The organism is Robertmurraya sp. GLU-23, from assembly GCF_052983275.1.
The window spans coordinates 19,342-35,491 of the sequence record NZ_JBRKCV010000003.1; the positions used below are offsets into that span (position 1 = coordinate 19,342).

The 16,150-nt window shown below is 38.3% G+C and carries 17 protein-coding genes; 16 read left to right on the forward strand and 1 reads right to left on the reverse strand.

Annotated elements, in window-relative coordinates:
• The first annotated feature begins 133 nt into the window (after nt 1-133).
• The 3 genes from ACVBAX_RS07590 (at nt 134) to ACVBAX_RS07600 (ending at nt 2,562) form a co-directional block, all read left to right on the forward strand.
• Nucleotides 134-895, forward strand: coding sequence for a ParA family protein (locus ACVBAX_RS07590; protein WP_119710426.1), 762 nt, complete (start codon nt 134-136; stop codon nt 893-895).
• Nucleotides 888-1,742 (forward strand): ParB/RepB/Spo0J family partition protein, encoded by an 855-nt coding sequence (locus tag ACVBAX_RS07595; protein WP_430776769.1) that lies wholly within the window; start codon nt 888-890, stop codon nt 1,740-1,742. The genes ACVBAX_RS07590 and ACVBAX_RS07595 overlap by 8 nt, the downstream gene beginning before the upstream one ends.
• A 103-nt stretch (nt 1,743-1,845) precedes the next feature.
• Entirely contained in the window at nt 1,846-2,562 is a 717-nt protein-coding gene (locus tag ACVBAX_RS07600) for a DUF554 domain-containing protein (protein ID WP_447116513.1), read from the forward strand.
• A gap of 33 nt (nt 2,563-2,595) precedes the next feature.
• On the opposite strand, the gene yyaC is transcribed toward ACVBAX_RS07600, so the two are convergent.
• The gene (yyaC, locus tag ACVBAX_RS07605; protein ID WP_447116514.1) at nt 2,596-3,234 is read right to left on the reverse strand and encodes a spore protease YyaC; all 639 of its coding nucleotides are present in this window, start codon (nt 3,232-3,234) and stop codon (nt 2,596-2,598) included.
• Nucleotides 3,235-3,481: 247 nt separating this feature from the next.
• Between yyaC and ACVBAX_RS07610 the strand changes: the two genes are divergently transcribed.
• The 13 genes from ACVBAX_RS07610 to dnaB all read left to right on the forward strand — a co-directional run bounded on the left by ACVBAX_RS07610 (nt 3,482) and on the right by dnaB (nt 16,100).
• A complete protein-coding gene (locus ACVBAX_RS07610; RefSeq protein ID WP_447116515.1) occupies nt 3,482-4,375 on the forward strand; it encodes a mechanosensitive ion channel family protein in 894 nt (297 codons plus the stop codon).
• Nucleotides 4,376-4,386: 11 nt separating this feature from the next.
• Complete coding sequence (locus tag ACVBAX_RS07615; RefSeq protein WP_430776773.1) at nt 4,387-4,584, forward strand: DUF951 domain-containing protein; 198 nt, start codon at nt 4,387-4,389, stop codon at nt 4,582-4,584.
• Nucleotides 4,585-4,602: 18 nt separating this feature from the next.
• Complete coding sequence (locus ACVBAX_RS07620; protein ID WP_447116516.1) at nt 4,603-6,624, forward strand: molybdopterin-dependent oxidoreductase; 2,022 nt, start codon at nt 4,603-4,605, stop codon at nt 6,622-6,624.
• Between the two features lie 268 nt (nt 6,625-6,892).
• Nucleotides 6,893-7,993 carry a redox-regulated ATPase YchF gene (gene ychF, locus ACVBAX_RS07625; RefSeq protein ID WP_447116517.1) on the forward strand — a complete coding sequence of 367 codons (1,101 nt, stop codon included), beginning with the start codon at nt 6,893-6,895 and terminating at the stop codon, nt 7,991-7,993.
• A gap of 114 nt (nt 7,994-8,107) precedes the next feature.
• On the forward strand, nt 8,108-8,629 hold the full coding sequence (locus tag ACVBAX_RS07630; protein ID WP_430776776.1) for a phosphatase PAP2 family protein: 522 nt from the start codon (nt 8,108-8,110) through the stop codon (nt 8,627-8,629).
• A gap of 11 nt (nt 8,630-8,640) precedes the next feature.
• Entirely contained in the window at nt 8,641-9,792 is a 1,152-nt protein-coding gene (locus ACVBAX_RS07635) for a glycosyltransferase family 4 protein (protein ID WP_447116518.1), read from the forward strand.
• Nucleotides 9,793-9,920: 128 nt separating this feature from the next.
• Nucleotides 9,921-10,208, forward strand: coding sequence for a 30S ribosomal protein S6 (rpsF, locus tag ACVBAX_RS07640; protein WP_430776778.1), 288 nt, complete (start codon nt 9,921-9,923; stop codon nt 10,206-10,208).
• A gap of 72 nt (nt 10,209-10,280) precedes the next feature.
• On the forward strand, nt 10,281-10,802 hold the full coding sequence (ssb, locus tag ACVBAX_RS07645; protein ID WP_430776779.1) for a single-stranded DNA-binding protein: 522 nt from the start codon (nt 10,281-10,283) through the stop codon (nt 10,800-10,802).
• A gap of 50 nt (nt 10,803-10,852) precedes the next feature.
• On the forward strand, nt 10,853-11,092 hold the full coding sequence (gene rpsR, locus ACVBAX_RS07650) for a 30S ribosomal protein S18 (RefSeq protein ID WP_066059822.1): 240 nt from the start codon (nt 10,853-10,855) through the stop codon (nt 11,090-11,092).
• Between the two features lie 127 nt (nt 11,093-11,219).
• Nucleotides 11,220-12,158 (forward strand): YybS family protein, encoded by a 939-nt coding sequence (locus ACVBAX_RS07655; RefSeq protein ID WP_447116519.1) that lies wholly within the window; start codon nt 11,220-11,222, stop codon nt 12,156-12,158.
• 28 nt (nt 12,159-12,186) lie between these two features.
• Nucleotides 12,187-14,160, forward strand: coding sequence for a DHH family phosphoesterase (locus tag ACVBAX_RS07660; protein ID WP_447116520.1), 1,974 nt, complete (start codon nt 12,187-12,189; stop codon nt 14,158-14,160).
• Nucleotides 14,157-14,606: a 50S ribosomal protein L9 gene (gene rplI, locus ACVBAX_RS07665; protein WP_447116521.1), complete on the forward strand. Its 450-nt coding sequence runs from the start codon at nt 14,157-14,159 to the stop codon at nt 14,604-14,606. The genes ACVBAX_RS07660 and rplI overlap by 4 nt, the downstream gene beginning before the upstream one ends.
• A 129-nt stretch (nt 14,607-14,735) precedes the next feature.
• Nucleotides 14,736-16,100: a replicative DNA helicase gene (gene dnaB, locus ACVBAX_RS07670; protein WP_430776783.1), complete on the forward strand. Its 1,365-nt coding sequence runs from the start codon at nt 14,736-14,738 to the stop codon at nt 16,098-16,100.
• The last annotated feature ends 50 nt before the right edge of the window (nt 16,101-16,150 follow it).

The window sequence follows — 16,150 nt, forward strand, 5'->3', positions numbered from 1 at the left end:
TTTCAATTAACATCCTAGGGAAATAAAAAATATGATTCTCGTATCTTTTTCATGATAGAATAGAATACGTGATTGTTTTTTTAAAGTTTTAAAATGTAAATGTTATTATTGAAGATAAAGGTAGGTGACACCATTGGGGAAAGTTATTGCCATTGCGAATCAAAAAGGAGGAGTTGGTAAAACAACAACTTCTGTAAACCTAGGTGCCTGCTTAGCATATATAGGGAAAAAAGTATTGCTAGTCGATGTTGATCCACAAGGAAATGCCACAAGTGGTGTTGGTATTGAAAAAGCTGACGTGGAGCAATGTATATATGATGTATTAGTTGATGACGTTGAGGCAAAGGAAGTTATCATGCCTACATCCGTTGAAAACCTATATGCTATCCCCGCTACGATTCAGTTAGCAGGTGCAGAAATTGAACTTGTTCCAACCATATCAAGAGAAGTGAGATTAAAAAGGGCTCTTGAAGAAGTAAAGGGATCGTACGATTATGTCATTATCGACTGTCCACCATCATTAGGCTTATTAACCTTAAATGCGTTAACTGCCTCAGATGCTGTTCTTATTCCAGTTCAGTGTGAATTTTATGCACTGGAGGGGTTAAGTCAACTTCTAAATACGGTACGACTCGTTCAGAAGCATCTAAACCAAGATTTAAAAATCGAAGGTGTTCTGCTCACGATGCTAGATGCCAGAACAAATCTTGGACTTCAGGTTATTGAAGAAGTAAAAAAGTATTTTCAAGATAAAGTATACAAAACGATTATCCCCCGAAATATCCGCTTAAGTGAAGCACCGAGTCATGGGGAGCCGATTATCATTTACGATCCAAAATCTAGAGGTGCAGAAGTCTATTTAGATTTGGCAAAGGAAGTGGTTTCACATGGCTAAAGGACTCGGAAAAGGGTTGAACGCGTTCTTTGCAAACATAGATGAGCCAAACAAACAGGAATCAATTACGGATGTTAGTTTGAAAGAAATACGACCTAATCCTTATCAGCCGAGGAAGATTTTTACCCAAGAGGCAATTGAAGAGCTAAAGCAATCCATTATTGAGCATGGAATCTTACAGCCTATAATCGTTAGAAAAAGTATAAAGGGCTATGATATTGTTGTTGGTGAAAGACGATTTCGAGCAGCAAAAGAAGCGGGGCTCGAAAAAGTACCTGTTGTCATTCGAGAATTAACTGAACAACAAATGATGGAACTTGCCGTACTTGAGAACTTACAAAGGGAAGATTTGACACCAATTGAAGAAGCAGCAGCCTACCAGCTTTTAATGGAAAAGCTCTCTTTAACACAGGAGCAGTTGGCTAAAAGACTTGGGAAGAGTCGGCCGCATATTGCCAATCTTGTTCGTTTATTAACACTGCCACCAAAAATCCAACAGCTGATCTCAGATGGAAAGATTTCTATGGGACATGGCCGCGCCTTACTTGGACTTAGAAAAAAGGAAAAGTTACCTCTTATTGCTGAAAAAACGATGAAAGAAGGCTTGAATGTTCGCCAGTTAGAACAACTTATTCAACAGTTGAATGAAAATGTTCCACGTGAAACAAAGAAGCCAAAGCCAGAGAAAAATGTTTTTATTAAAGAACGCGAAGGATTTTTGCGTGAGAGGTTTGGCACAACGGTAAATATTAAAGAATCAAAAAATAAAGGGAAAATTGAAATAGAATTTTTCTCAAAAGATGATTTAGAAAGAATTCTCGAGTTATTAAATAATAATCAGGAATAGAAAGTGTAAAAACCATCAAATGGGATGGTTTTTTTTGTGAGTTTTATGCTATATTGATAGCATGTTTTTTCGAGAAACGAAATAATTATAATAGGTGAATAGAATGTTTTTATTAGGTACTCTTGTAAATGGTTTATTGATCGTGGTAGGGGCATTGTTAGGGAAGCTTCTTCATAGAATTCCGGAAGCAATGAAAACAACTGTTATGTTTAGTATTGGTCTTGCTGTGGTTGTCCTCGGACTTCAAATGGGTTTCAAAAGTGCAAATTTCCTCATTGTCATCATTAGTCTTGTCTTTGGCTCAGTGCTTGGAGAATGGCTAGACTTAGACGGGAAGTTGAATGCTCTAGGTGCATGGCTGGAGAGGAAGGTAGGGGGTTCCCAGCAAGGAAGCATTGCAGAAGGGTTTGTAACGGCAACGCTTATTTTCGTAATAGGTGCTATGGCTATTATTGGTGCACTCGATAGCGGTATTAGGGGTGACCATGATGTATTATATACAAAATCCATTATCGATGGATTTACTGCATTAATTTTGACGACCACACTTGGAATCGGTGTTATTTTTTCTGCTATTCCAGTCATGCTCTATCAAGGAGCTATAGCTGCTTTTGCTACCCAAATTGATCGTTTGGTACCAGATGCACTTATGACTAGCTTTATAGCTGAAATGACTGCTACTGGTGGAATTATGATTCTTGCCATTGGATTAAATATTACCGGAATCACGAAAATACGTGTGGCCAATATGCTTCCAGGTATTTTAGTCGTTGCCGTAATAATAACTATCATGTCATTAACAAAAACTATACTAGGATAACAAAAGAGGCCTACTAGTAAGGGCCTCTTCTTTTTATTCTCTACCACTAATTGCGTCTTTTGTTGTATGATTTCCAATGTTTTTCCATTTAGTAATAGGTTGATAAGTAACACTTGCTTGATAAATTCCGTTCGCAATGACTTTAGCCATTTTTAAAACTAAGTTCAATCTTGTGTTTTGTAGGACGAAATATTCCATAAATCCACTCACATTAACGATTCCAGTTATATGGTAATCACCAACAGATGGAAGCTCTTTATTTACTCCAGCTCCTGGCTTAACAGGACCATCAGCTAGTTGAATAAAACCAACACTTTTTAGACGACCTAAGCAAGCATCAATCGCAATAATGATAGGGTTAAAATGTTTCGCTTTAATTTCCTCAAGCTTTTCAACTAAGTTCACTGCATGAATAGGGTTCTCGAGGGTTCCATATACGTAAAAGGAGTTCATTCTTTTTTCTTCAAGAAGTGTGCCGACGAGTGGTCCCAATGAATCCCCTGTAGAACGATCAGTTCCAATACAAACAAATACAATCGGACGTTCAATGGTAGCTACTGGTAGAATGGATACTAGTTCAATTGCTAGTTTGTGAGAAGCACGTTGATCCTCGTAGGAAATCCTTGCAGCATTGTCTTCTTTCTTATCAAAAAAGCTAGATTTCAAGTTCACTGGGTCCACTCCTTCGTAAATTGTAGTAACAGTATACGGAAGAAAAACGAATTGTATACGTACTGTTTATGTAATTTGGAAAAGGGGTAGTTGGAAGGAGACTTTCTATTTTAATAGACAGGTCTTGGGAACTCTTTGGTAGTAAAATTATAGGTAATTTGAAGGAGGAAACCCTTTATACTACTAAGGGAGTATAGAAATTGATAAAATAAGTAAAATCTCCAACAATATATGATGAGGTGATTCGATGAAGTACTGGGAGAAAATAATAAATGATTTAAAAGAAAAAGCGATGAACGAAGATTTATGGCTTTCTTTAGGAGAAGGAGCGCTGAAAATCATAGCAATCTTTATCCTTTCAGGAATTTTCATAAAGGTTGGAAAAGTGATGATTGAAAATGTTTTTAAAGTCCGAACTCGTTCACCCTTACGCGTATCGGAGCGAAGGGAAGCAACATTACTAAAATTGCTTCAGAACGTCCTAACATATGTAGTGTACTTTATAGCCTTTATGATGATATTATCAACATTAACGATAGATGTAAGTGCAATGCTAGCAGGAGCTGGGATTGTTGGGCTTGCCGTTGGTTTTGGAGCTCAAAATCTTGTTCGTGATATTATCACGGGGTTCTTTATTATTTTCGAAGACCAATTTTCTGTGGGTGACTTTGTTCGAATAGGACAATTTGAGGGAACAGTTGAAGAGATTGGTTTAAGAACAACAAAGATTAAGACATGGACAGGGGAACTTCATATTTTACCAAATGGGAATATTACAGAAGTAACAAACTTCTCCCTGTATAATAGTATGGCAGTTGTTGATATAAGTCTTTCATATGAAGGGGATATTTCAAGAGCTGAACAAGTAATTACAGAATTATTAGCTGGTTTGCCAGAAAAATACGAGGAAATGGTTAAACCACCTGAAATACTAGGAGTTCAAAATTTAGCTGCATCCGATGTTGTATTGCGAATAGTGGCGGAAACTTTGCCAATGAAGCATTTTATAGTGGCTCGTGCCTTACGTAAGGAACTAAAAGCCTGTTTAGATAAAAATGGTATTGAAATCCCTTATCCACGCCTTGTCATGTACTCTCGTCAAGATGAGGTTACCCCTAAGAAGGCATTGGGAAATGAATAGGAGTGAGAGCATTGGAGCAAAAGGAATTTAACTTGAATGACGTGGTTGAAATGAAAAAGCCCCACCCATGTGGAGCCAATCGTTGGAAGATCATACGTTTAGGGATGGATATCCGTATCAAATGTATCGGATGTGACCATAGTGTGTTAATTCCAAGAAAGGAATTCTCACGTAAGATAAAAAAAGTATTAGAAAGAGCGGAGAGCTAGAGAAGTAGGGGGATGAGTATGGCGAGTACGTATACTTCTGCATGTCCGTTAAATTGTTGGGATAGCTGTGGATTTAAAGTAACAGTCGAGGATGGAAGGGTAATTCGGGTGGAAGGAGATGAAACCCACCCGATTACAAAAGGGAAAATCTGTGGAAGAGGTCGGATGCTTGAAGCACGAACCAATTCTGCTGAACGAATTCTCTATCCTTTAAAAAAGATAAATGGCGAGTTTCATAGAATTTCATGGACCCAGGCACTAGATGAAATAGCTGAAAAGATGTCCTGGTTAAGGGAAAATAAGGGAACCACTTCTATTTTGCATAGCCATGATTATGCTAATGGAGGTTTATTAAAAAATCTCGATCAGCGTTTCTTTAATAGTTATGGTGGTGTAACAGAGTTAACAGGCTCACTATGCTGGGGTTCAGGAATTGAAGCACAAAACTGGGATTTTGGCGATGCATACAGTCATGCTCCTGGAGATGTGCTGAATAGTAAAAATATCGTGATATGGGGCAGAAATGTAGCTCGAACGAATATGCATTTCTACTCTGTTCTACAAGAAGCAAAACGTAACGGATCCAAACTTTACGTAATAGATCCGTTATATAATGCAACTGCGAAGATAGCGCATAAACATATTACAGTTAAACCAGGGACAGATGGAATTCTAGCAGTAGGTATAATGAAAGAGCTCTTACGATTAAAACTGGCTGACGTAGACTTTATTGAAAAATATACAGTTGGATTTACTCATGTTAAGGAATTAATTCAATCTGTTTCTCTTGAAGAGATTAGTAGAATCACGGAAGTATCGATAGATGTCATAACAGAGCTTGCGTATTTATATGGAGATGGTCCAACATCCACGTATTTTGGGTTAGGAATGCAGCGTTATGGGAATGGGGGAAATACCATTCGACTCATTGATGCCCTAGTTGCTATAAGTGGAAACATTGGAATTCGTGGCGGTGGAGCAAACTATGCGAATAAGCAGGTAGGACAGAGCTTTCAGTTTGGTGAATTAACATTATCGGAGCGACGGAAAGAGGCTCGGAATTTTACCATGATGAAGCAGGCAAAAGGGATATTAGAAGCAGTGAACCCAACAATTGAAATGATTATTGTGACTTGTGGAAATCCGATTGCACAAGTGCCTAATACAAATGAGATGATTCAAGCTTTTTCTTCTGTTGATACGTTAGTGGTGATTGATTCATTCATGACAGATACAGCAGAAATGGCTGATTATATTCTTCCGACAACAACAGCATTTGAAGAAGAAGACATTTATTATTCTTCCATGTATCATCATTATGCTAACTATGGTCCAAAGCTTGTTGAGGCACCAGGAGAAGCAAAATCAGATTTATGGATTTGGACAGAATTAGCGAATCGACTTGGTTTTGGTGAGGATTTCAACTACTCTAGAGATGACTGGATGACAATGGCCATTCAACATTTAGAGGGTAAAGGAATTACGCTTCAAACATTTAAAGAAAATGATCATGTAGAACTTCCAATAGATGAAGTTCCATGGAGTGATTTTCATTTTAAAACACCAAGTGGCAAATATGAATTTCTTTCTAACCGAGCGATCCAACAGGGGGGAGATGGACGTTTGTCTTTATCTTTACCTAATGAATCGACCATCACAACTCCTGAGTTAGCTCAGAAATACCCATATCAGCTTTTAACTATTCATCCGATGCGCTCCAACCATTCTCAACACTATCATTTATTTGCTCAACAACCAAAGCTTCGAGTTGAACTATCGGTAAATATTGCTGAGGAGCTTAATTTAGCAGAAGATGATTATGTAGAAGTATGGAATGATCGTGGAACGGTAAAAGGCTATGTTCAAATCCTTACTAATGCACACCCAAATACTATTAATATAGATGAGGGCATTTGGAAGAAGTATGGAGGGTCCGTCAATCTCTTAACCCCAAGTGAGGAATCGGATAACGGACTGGGCAGTACTTTGTATGATTGCTTAGTAAATATTAGAAAAGTAGAACAAGAAGCTGCCGATTAGGTGGCTTCTTCTTGTTTGTCCAGCTCCAGCAGCTAGCCCCTCGGGGTCATAAGCTAAATCTCTCTAGAAGGCAGGCCTTCCTCCGAGATTCATCTTATGCCTGTCGGGGCTTACCGAGCTGCTTCCGCTTTTCTTAACTTGTTTTTTTTTCATCATATCTCTATAATTGTTTAAGGCTAAAGGCTTTAAAAAATAGAAAAAATGAAACAAATAGATATAGTTGTATCGACGAATTTTGGTGCGAATATATAAATGAGGAGTGACTTGGATGGCACTAACAGCAGGAATTGTAGGTTTGCCAAACGTAGGGAAATCTACATTATTTAACGCGATTACACAAGCAGGAGCAGAATCTGCGAACTATCCTTTCTGTACAATCGATCCGAACGTAGGAATTGTAGAAGTTCCAGATGAAAGACTACAAAAATTAACAGAGCTTGTTCAACCGAAAAAAACGGTACCTACAACATTTGAGTTTACTGACATTGCAGGGATTGTAAGGGGTGCGAGTAAAGGGGAAGGTTTAGGAAACAAGTTTCTTTCTCATATTCGTGAAGTGGACGCTATTTGTCAGGTTGTACGTTGCTTTGCTGATGATAATATTACTCACGTCTCTGGTAAGGTAGATCCTATTGATGATATTGAAACGATAAATCTTGAGTTGATTTTAGCTGATCTTGAATCAGTAGAAAAAAGACTTGCTCGTGTTGGGAAAATGGCGAAACAAAAAGATAAGGATGCTGTATTTGAAGCAGAAATTCTTGAAATGCTTAAGGAAGCATTTGAAGCGGACAAGCCTGCTCGTACAGTCGAGTTTACTGACGAACAAATGAAAGTAGTAAAACAACTTCACTTGTTAACGATTAAACCGGTCCTTTATGTGGCTAACGTAGGGGAAGAAGATGTCGCTGACCCGTCATCAAATGAATATGTACAAAAAGTAAGAGAGTTTGCTGAACAGGACAATGCACAAGTCATTGTCGTTTGTGCAAAGATTGAAGAAGAAATTGCTGAGCTTGAAGGCGAAGAAAAGGAAATGTTTCTTTCTGAGCTGGGTATTGAGGAATCAGGTCTTGATCAGCTGATTCGTGCAGCTTATCATTTACTAGGATTAGCAACATACTTTACGGCAGGTGTTCAAGAAGTGCGTGCATGGACATTCCGCAAAGGCATGAAGGCACCTCAATGTGCAGGAGTTATTCACTCTGACTTTGAGCGAGGGTTCATTCGTGCAGAAACCGTTGCTTATGAAGATTTACTAGCTGGCGGTACCATGGCTGCTGCTAAGGAAGCTGGTAAAGTAAGATTAGAAGGAAAAGAATACGAAGTAAAAGACGGAGACATCATCCATTTCCGCTTTAATGTATAAAATGAAAACCACCTTGTGAAATCAAGGTGGTTTTTTACGTTTTCTTAACAGTAAATCAACCTGATTTCAATGTTTTCGACTTAAACTGAAAGCATTAGAAAGGTGGGTGTTTAAGTGAAACGAACAATGGATTGGATTGTAAAATCTGATGAAATCATTTTCTACTTATTAAACAAGCAGCCGTCATTATTAATTCAAATCTTTAGATGGATTACTCATCTAGGTGGTGCTCTTTGCTCAATCGGGATACCTTTACTCGTCTGGGTGTTTGGTCCGTTAGAGCTTAGAGAAGTAGTTATCGTCGTTTACTTTTCTTTGACCTTAAGCCATTTGTTTGTCTTTTTAGCAAAGAGACAATTTCGACGACTTAGACCTCACTTATCTACTTTACAGGTTACCATACATGGACCAACATTAAAGGATCCCTCCTTTCCGTCTGGCCATTCAACAGCAATATTCTCAGTTGTAACACCATTTATCTTATTTGATCCATTTTTAGCTCCTTTTTTGTTTCCTATTGCAATCATGGTTGCACTTTCTCGTGTAATACTAGGCGTCCACTATCCAACCGATGTATTAGCAGGTTCGTTACTAGGTACGTTCACTGCAATGGGATTTTGTCATTTATTTTTCTAGGGGGGATCAGTATGAGAATAGCTATTTTTACTGATACATTTTTTCCGCAAGTAAACGGTGTAGCAAAGTCATTGAAAAGATACTCTGATTACCTTCTACAAAAAGGGCATACCGTAGAGATATTTGCACCTGAGTTAGAGGGGAGTAATACCTACCCCTATGTTCATCAATTTATGAGTATTCCCTTTTTTATCTATCCAGAATGTCGAACAGCATTGGCTCTACCGAATACTATCCTTGAACGGGTAGAAGCATTTTCTCCAGACTTAATCCACGTGGCTACGCCATTAACGATGGGAGTACTAGGTTCCCATGCAGCAAAAAAATTGCATATTCCTATCATTTCCTCTTATCACACACATTTTGATCAGTATCTTGATTATTACAAGCTTAGTTGGATATCCCCTATTCTGTGGAGATATTTAAAGTGGTTTTACTCTTCCTCAGAACGAATTTTTGTTCCCTCCAAGGAGACGTTAACGCATCTACAAACAAAAGGCTTCACTAACTTATCTATATGGTCGAGAGGGGTAGACTGCTCACTTTTTCACCCATCTAACCAAACCGTCAATATTAGGGAACAATATAATATAAGAGCTCCTTACATTCTGCTTTATGTAGGAAGACTTGCTCCAGAAAAAGACCTATTAACATTACAAAAGATCATTGAATATTTCTCGGGAAAGTGGAAAGAAAGCGTCCATTGGTTGATTGTAGGGGATGGCCCTAGTTTTGAGGAAATATCTAGTCTTTTGAGCGAGAGCACAAATATAACAATGACGGGGTATTTAAGTGGGAATGAGCTGGCTTCTTGTTATGCAGCTAGTGATTTACTCGTCTTTCCATCTCAAACAGAAACATTTGGGAACGTTGTACTAGAGGCACTTGCTAGTGGAACTCCTGCAATTGTCTCTAATCGTGGAGGAGTAAGTGGAATTGTAGAGCATAATGAAACAGGAAAGATATGTAGAGCGGGTGATTATCAAGATTTTATTAAGCAAACGGAACAATTACTCACTAATAAAGTAAGCAGGCTCATCATGGGTAAAAATGCAAGAGAATATGCACTAAAGCAAACATGGGAAGGAATTTTTGACGATCTAATCAATGAGTGTAAACGAACGATTAAGCAGAGATTAGTAACTTTAAAAAAGAATGCATAACCGTAAAAACGAGAGACTTTAATCTAATCTTGTGTTTCGCTACTTACTGTGATATAATCTCTTCTTGTGAGTAATGAATATTGCTCCTTGCCCAATTGGGCCGTTTAGACCAAAAGGAGGTGAACGTGATGAGAGCGTACGAAATTATGTACATCATCCGCCCAAACATTGAAGATGAGGCTAAAAAAGCCTTAGTAGAGCGTTTTAACACAATCTTAACTGATAATGGTGCGGAACTTACTGAATCAAAAGAGTGGGGTAAGCGTCGTCTTGCATACGAAATCAATGATTTCCGTGATGGCTACTACCAACTTGTAAAAGTTAACTCTAATGCAGCTGCAGTGGAAGAATTCTCTCGCTTAGCTAAAATCAGCGAAGATATTATCCGCCACATGGTTACTAAAGACGAAAAATAAGAATAGATAAGCACTTCTAATCTTGATGTTTCACGTGAAACATTAGACGTAGAAGAAAGGGGGTTGATTCTGATGATGAATCGTGTTGTTCTAGTCGGTCGGTTGACGAAAGATCCTGAATTACGCTATACACCAAATGGGGTTCCTGTGGCTACTTTTACACTTGCGGTCAATCGTACTTTTACGAATCAGCAAGGAGAAAGAGAAGCAGATTTCATCAACTGTGTGATTTGGCGTAAACCTGCAGAAAACGTAGCAAACTTCTTGAAAAAAGGTAGTCTTGCTGGCGTAGATGGTCGTGTTCAAACACGCAGCTATGATGGACAAGATGGTAAGCGAGTATATGTCACTGAAGTATTAGCTGAAAGTGTTCAATTCTTGGAGCCAAGAGGTGCTTCTGGTGGTTCTGCTCCTAGCGGAAACGCAGGAGGCTTCGGAGGGCAAAGAGAAGCTTCACCATACGGGAATAACAATCAGAATCAACCATATAGAAACAACAATAATAATAACCAAGGTTTTACAAGAATGGATGAAGATCCATTTGCAAATGATGGTGGTCAAATCGACATTTCTGATGATGATTTACCATTCTAAATCCTTGAACTTACGATAACTTTTATTAAAGGAGGGAAATACTCATGGCAATGGGCGGAGGACGTAGAGGTGGACGCGCGAAGCGTCGTAAAGTTTGCTTCTTTACAGCAAACGGAATCACTCATATCGATTACAAAGATGTAGATCTTCTTAAGAAATTCATCTCAGAACGTGGTAAAATCTTACCTCGTCGTGTAACAGGTACAAACGCTAAATACCAACGTAAATTAACAGTTGCTATCAAGCGTTCACGTACTATGGCATTACTACCATACGTTACTGGTGAATAATGAACGGAAAAAGACACCCTTAGTGGTGTCTTTTTTTATACTTCGTTTTGGTAACGAATCTCTATGAGTTGAATCCGTCTCTAGAACTAGATAAAATAGAAGTGATGCAATTAAATGAGGTGAGAGATTGAATAATGTTCGACAGTTAACAACAGGAGCTTTGCTACTAGCTATTTATGCAGCTCTTCTTTTTTTAACAACGTATATGCCCCTTTTAGGGATGGTAACCAACTTGTTCTTGGGATTACCTTTTATTCTTTTTGCGTATAAAAATGATCGCAAAAATATGCTAGTGTTTTTTGTTGCTTCCATTTTACTATCACTAATTGTGGGAACAGTATTTGCCATCCCATTAGCTATTACCTTTGGTCTAACAGGCTTAGTGATGGGGGACTTTATAAGAGAGAAGAAAAGTAGGGAAGCGATTTACTTTGGTGGCTCCATAGCCTTTCTATTAACCGTCGTGTTGACCTATGCTATTTCAGTCGCTTTTTTTCAAATCGACTTTATAGATGAAACGATAGCAGCAACCAAAGCTTCCATAGAATCATCCCTTTCCATCATGGATTCATTAGGACAAACTCCGAATGAAAAGCAGATGGAAGAATTACTTGCTGGAATAGATGCAGGGAGATATTTAAAACCAACTTTGTTTGTAATGGCTGCCTTTCTTGCCGTCTTCTTTATTCAACTAGTTAGTTTTCCTATTGCCAAACGTTTTCAAGTTGAGATTTCTAGTTGGAAGCCTTTTCGTTATCTTCAGTTGCCAAAAAGTATTTTATGGATCTATTTATTTTCCATTATTGCTTCGATGATTTTTAACCCTGAAGAGGGAAGTTTTGCATTTATGGCTATAGTAAATATCGCCTTTTTGCTGCAATGGTTGATGGTTTTACAAGGATTGGCTTTCATTTATTACTTTAGTCATGTAAAGAAATTTCCTAGAGCAGTACCGATAATGTTCACAATTGGAGTCTTGTTATTTTCACAATTACTTTATATTGTACGGATATTAGGTATAATTGATTTAGGCTTTGATTTAAGAAAGAGGTTTAAGAATCAATAAAATACACTACTGTGTGGGAGCTGAAATTATGCCTTCTTATCTAGAAAAGCGATCGATTCGCTACCCCATCTACGCATTAATTGCCATAACAGTGGTGCTTCTCGGATTAATTGCTGTGTACAATTGGTTACTAGGCTTAATCGGATTAATAGTAGCATTCCTTCCCTTTTTCTATATCTTTCAGCTTGAAAGAAAACAAAGAAAAGAAATGGAAGAATACATAACTACATTGTCCTATCGAGTAAAAAAAGTGGGCGAGGAAGCGCTCATGGAAATGCCAATTGGTATTATGTTAATTAATGATGACTACTATATTGAGTGGACGAACCCGTTCTTAGCTTCATGCTTTGAAGAGGATTCACTTGTTGGTAGGTCACTCTATGATGTAGGCGAATCACTTATTCCTTTAATTAAGCAAGATGTTGAAACAGAAATTATCACGATTCATGATCGGAAATTTAAAGTCATTCACCGTCCTGAGGAAAGACTACTGTACTTCTTTGACGTAACTGAACAAACAGAAATTGAAAAGTTATATGAAGATGAACGAACGGTCATTGCAATTATTTTCTTAGATAATTATGATGAATTAACCCAAGGGATGGAAGATCAGACAAGAAGTAGTTTGAATAACCTTGTTACATCCATTTTAAATAAGTGGGCTCAAGAAAATGGCGTCTTTCTAAAAAGAATTACTTCTGAACGATTCATTGCTGTATTCAATGAAAATATCCTACAGCTGCTCGAAAAAGGGAAGTTTTCTGTTCTTGATGACGTGAGAGAAACGACTTCAAAGCAAAACGTCCCGTTGACCTTGAGCATTGGAGTAGGTTCTGGTGTATCGTCACTACCAGAATTGGGCTCACTAGCACAATCTAGTCTTGATTTAGCGCTAGGTCGTGGTGGTGACCAGGTGGCCATTAAGTTAACAAATGGTAAGGTTAAGTTTTTTGGTGGAAAGACGAATCCAGTTGAAAAACGGACAAGAGTACGTGCTAGAGTCATTTCTCATGCGCTTAAGGAGCTTGTATCAGAAAGCGATAAGGTCATCATTATGGGGCATAAAAGTCCGGATATGGACGCTATTGGAGCTTCAATAGGTATACAAAAAGTTGCTCAAATGAATGAACGTGATGCTTATATCGTCTTAAATCCAAATGATATTGATACAGGTGTTCAAAGATTATTAGAAGAGATCAAAAAACACGAATCATTGTTTGAAAAATTTGTTACACCAGAGCAGGCACTAGAGCTTGCAACAGAGGACACCCTGTTAGTGGTTGTTGATACACATAAACCTTCATTAGTTATTGAAGAGCGTTTATTATCAAAAATCGACCATGTTGTGGTTATTGACCATCATAGACGAGGAGAAGAGTTCATTAAAAGTCCACTACTCGTTTATATGGAGCCATATGCGTCCTCAACAGCAGAGCTCGTTACTGAGTTATTAGAATATCAGCCAAAACGTGGAAAGATTGATATGCTTGAAGCAACAGCACTTTTAGCGGGTATTATTGTTGATACAAAAAGCTTTACGCTTCGTACAGGAGCTAGAACCTTTGATGCTGCTTCCTATTTAAGAGGCCAAGGGGCAGATACGGTTCTTGTTCAGAAGTTTTTAAAAGAAGATGTTGATTCATTCTTAAAACGTGCTAAATTGATTGAAACGGTTTACTTTTTCAAAAAAGGGGTCGCCATTGCAAAAGGAAATAACACGCAGATTATTGATCAAATTTTAATTGCACAAACAGCAGATACCCTGTTGACGATGGACGGAATTCAAGCTTCATTTGTTATTTCGAAGCGGTCGGATCAAACGGTTGGCATTAGTGCCAGGTCGTTGGGTGACGTAAACGTCCAAATTATTATGGAGAATCTCGATGGTGGTGGCCATTTAACAAATGCAGCAACACAGCTGACTGATGTAACGATTGAGGAAGCGGAAGAAAGACTGCAAACGGCCATTCATGAGTATATGGAAGGGAGAAAGAAAGTATGAAAGTGATCTTTTTGAAGGATGTTAAAGGAAAAGGAAAAAAAGGCGAAGTGAAAAATGTTGCCGATGGGTACGCACAAAACTTCTTGATTAAACAAGGACTTGCAGTAGAAGCGAATTCAACAAATGTTAGTACCCTTGAGGGACAGAAAAAAAAGCAAGAGAAGCTAGCTGCAGAAGAGCTTGCTGAAGCAAAAAAACTAAAAGAAACGATTGAAAAAATCACAGTAGAATTAAGTGCAAAAGCAGGCGAAGGTGGACGACTTTTTGGTTCGATCACTAGTAAGCAAATCGCAGAAGAGCTTCAAAAAAAGCATAGTATCAAAATTGATAAACGTAAAATCGAACTAGAAGATGCGATCCGTGCTTTAGGGTATACAAAGGTACCAGTAAAACTTCATACCGAAGTTCAAGCTACATTAAATGTACACGTAAAAGAATTAAACTAAATTTGGAAGTTCCATTTCGGTATATTCATGATAAAATAGAGTAGTTAACAAAATGTGGCCCGTTTTTCTGGTCACATTTTTTCTAGTTTTTATCATATCCTCTAAGAAAGTAAAGGGAGGTTACTATAAATGAATGATTTATATGCTGACCGTCTCCCTCCTCAAAATATAGAGGCTGAGCAGGCGGTTTTAGGTGCGATATTTTTAGAACCATCTTCTCTTACAATGGCATCGGAAATATTAATTCCTGATGATTTTTACCGAGCGGCACATCAGAGAATTTTCCAAATGATGTTACAACTGAGCGACAAAGGAAAAGCCGTTGATTTAATAACAGTGACAGAAGAACTTTCAGCTGCGAAACTCCTTGAAGATACGGGTGGAGTAAGTTATTTAAGTGAATTAGCTGGTTCAGTTCCGACAGCTGCAAATATAGAGTACTATGCTAAGATCGTTGAAGAAAAATCTTTGCTTCGACGATTGATTCGTACAGCAACAACGATTGCAACGGATGGATACACACGAGAAGACGAAGTTGAAGTGTTGTTAGGAGAAGCAGAGAAAAGTATTTTAGAAGTATCCGGGCGAAAAAATGCCGGTGCTTTTCATAATATAAAGGACGTGTTAGTCCGAACATATGACAATATTGAAGTCATGAATAACCGCGCGGGTGAAGTAACGGGGTTAGCAACAGGGTTCTCAGAGCTCGACCGTATGACAGCAGGGTTTCAACGGAATGATTTAATCATTGTAGGAGCACGTCCATCCGTTGGTAAAACAGCCTTTGCCTTAAATATTGCGCAAAACGTCGCATCAAGAACCGGTGAAAATATTGCTATTTTTAGTCTCGAGATGGGTGCTGAACAGCTTGTAATGCGTTTGCTTTGTGCAGAAGGAAATATTGATGCACAAAGGCTTAGAACGGGTTCTTTAACCGATGAGGACTGGGGTAAACTGACGATGGCTATGGGAAGCTTATCGAATGCTGGAATCTTTATTGATGATACCCCAGGGGTAAGAATTACAGATATTCGTTCAAAATGTCGCCGATTAAAGCAGGAACATGGCCTAGGAATGATTCTAATTGACTACTTGCAGTTAATTCTAGGAAGTGGTCGTTCTGGCGAGAACCGTCAGCAAGAAGTATCAGAAATCTCTCGTTCCTTAAAGGCTCTTGCTCGTGAATTGAAAGTACCTGTGATTGCCTTATCACAGCTTTCCCGTGGAGTAGAACAGCGTCAAGATAAGCGTCCAATGATGTCAGATATCCGTGAATCAGGAAGTATCGAGCAGGATGCCGACGTAATTGCCTTTTTATATCGTGATGATTATTATGATCGTGAATCGGAAAGTAAGAACATTATCGAAATCATTATTGCGAAGCAACGTAATGGTCCGACTGGAACCGTATCATTAGCTTTTGTGAAAGAATATAATAAGTTTGTTAATTTGGAGCGGCGTTTTGATGATAATGGAGTTCCACCTGGAGCTTAATAGATTAGAAGAAAAAAAGACTAGCTGACTGGTTAGTCTTTTTTTCTATG

Excerpts from the sequence above, each read along its gene's own strand:
- ACVBAX_RS07595 (WP_430776769.1), top strand. The coding sequence starts at position 888 with ATGGCTAAAGGACTCGGAAAAGGGTTGAACGCGTTCTTTGCAAACATA.
- ACVBAX_RS07600 (WP_447116513.1), top strand. The coding sequence starts at position 1,846 with ATGTTTTTATTAGGTACTCTTGTAAATGGTTTATTGATCGTGGTAGGG.
- ACVBAX_RS07610 (WP_447116515.1), top strand. The coding sequence starts at position 3,482 with ATGAAGTACTGGGAGAAAATAATAAATGATTTAAAAGAAAAAGCGATG.
- ACVBAX_RS07620 (WP_447116516.1), top strand. The coding sequence starts at position 4,603 with ATGGCGAGTACGTATACTTCTGCATGTCCGTTAAATTGTTGGGATAGC.
- ychF (WP_447116517.1), top strand. The coding sequence starts at position 6,893 with ATGGCACTAACAGCAGGAATTGTAGGTTTGCCAAACGTAGGGAAATCT.
- ACVBAX_RS07635 (WP_447116518.1), top strand. The coding sequence starts at position 8,641 with ATGAGAATAGCTATTTTTACTGATACATTTTTTCCGCAAGTAAACGGT.
- rpsF (WP_430776778.1), top strand. The coding sequence starts at position 9,921 with ATGAGAGCGTACGAAATTATGTACATCATCCGCCCAAACATTGAAGAT.
- ssb (WP_430776779.1), top strand. The coding sequence starts at position 10,281 with ATGATGAATCGTGTTGTTCTAGTCGGTCGGTTGACGAAAGATCCTGAA.
- rpsR (WP_066059822.1), top strand. The coding sequence starts at position 10,853 with ATGGGCGGAGGACGTAGAGGTGGACGCGCGAAGCGTCGTAAAGTTTGC.
- ACVBAX_RS07660 (WP_447116520.1), top strand. The coding sequence starts at position 12,187 with ATGCCTTCTTATCTAGAAAAGCGATCGATTCGCTACCCCATCTACGCA.
- rplI (WP_447116521.1), top strand. The coding sequence starts at position 14,157 with ATGAAAGTGATCTTTTTGAAGGATGTTAAAGGAAAAGGAAAAAAAGGC.
- dnaB (WP_430776783.1), top strand. The coding sequence starts at position 14,736 with ATGAATGATTTATATGCTGACCGTCTCCCTCCTCAAAATATAGAGGCT.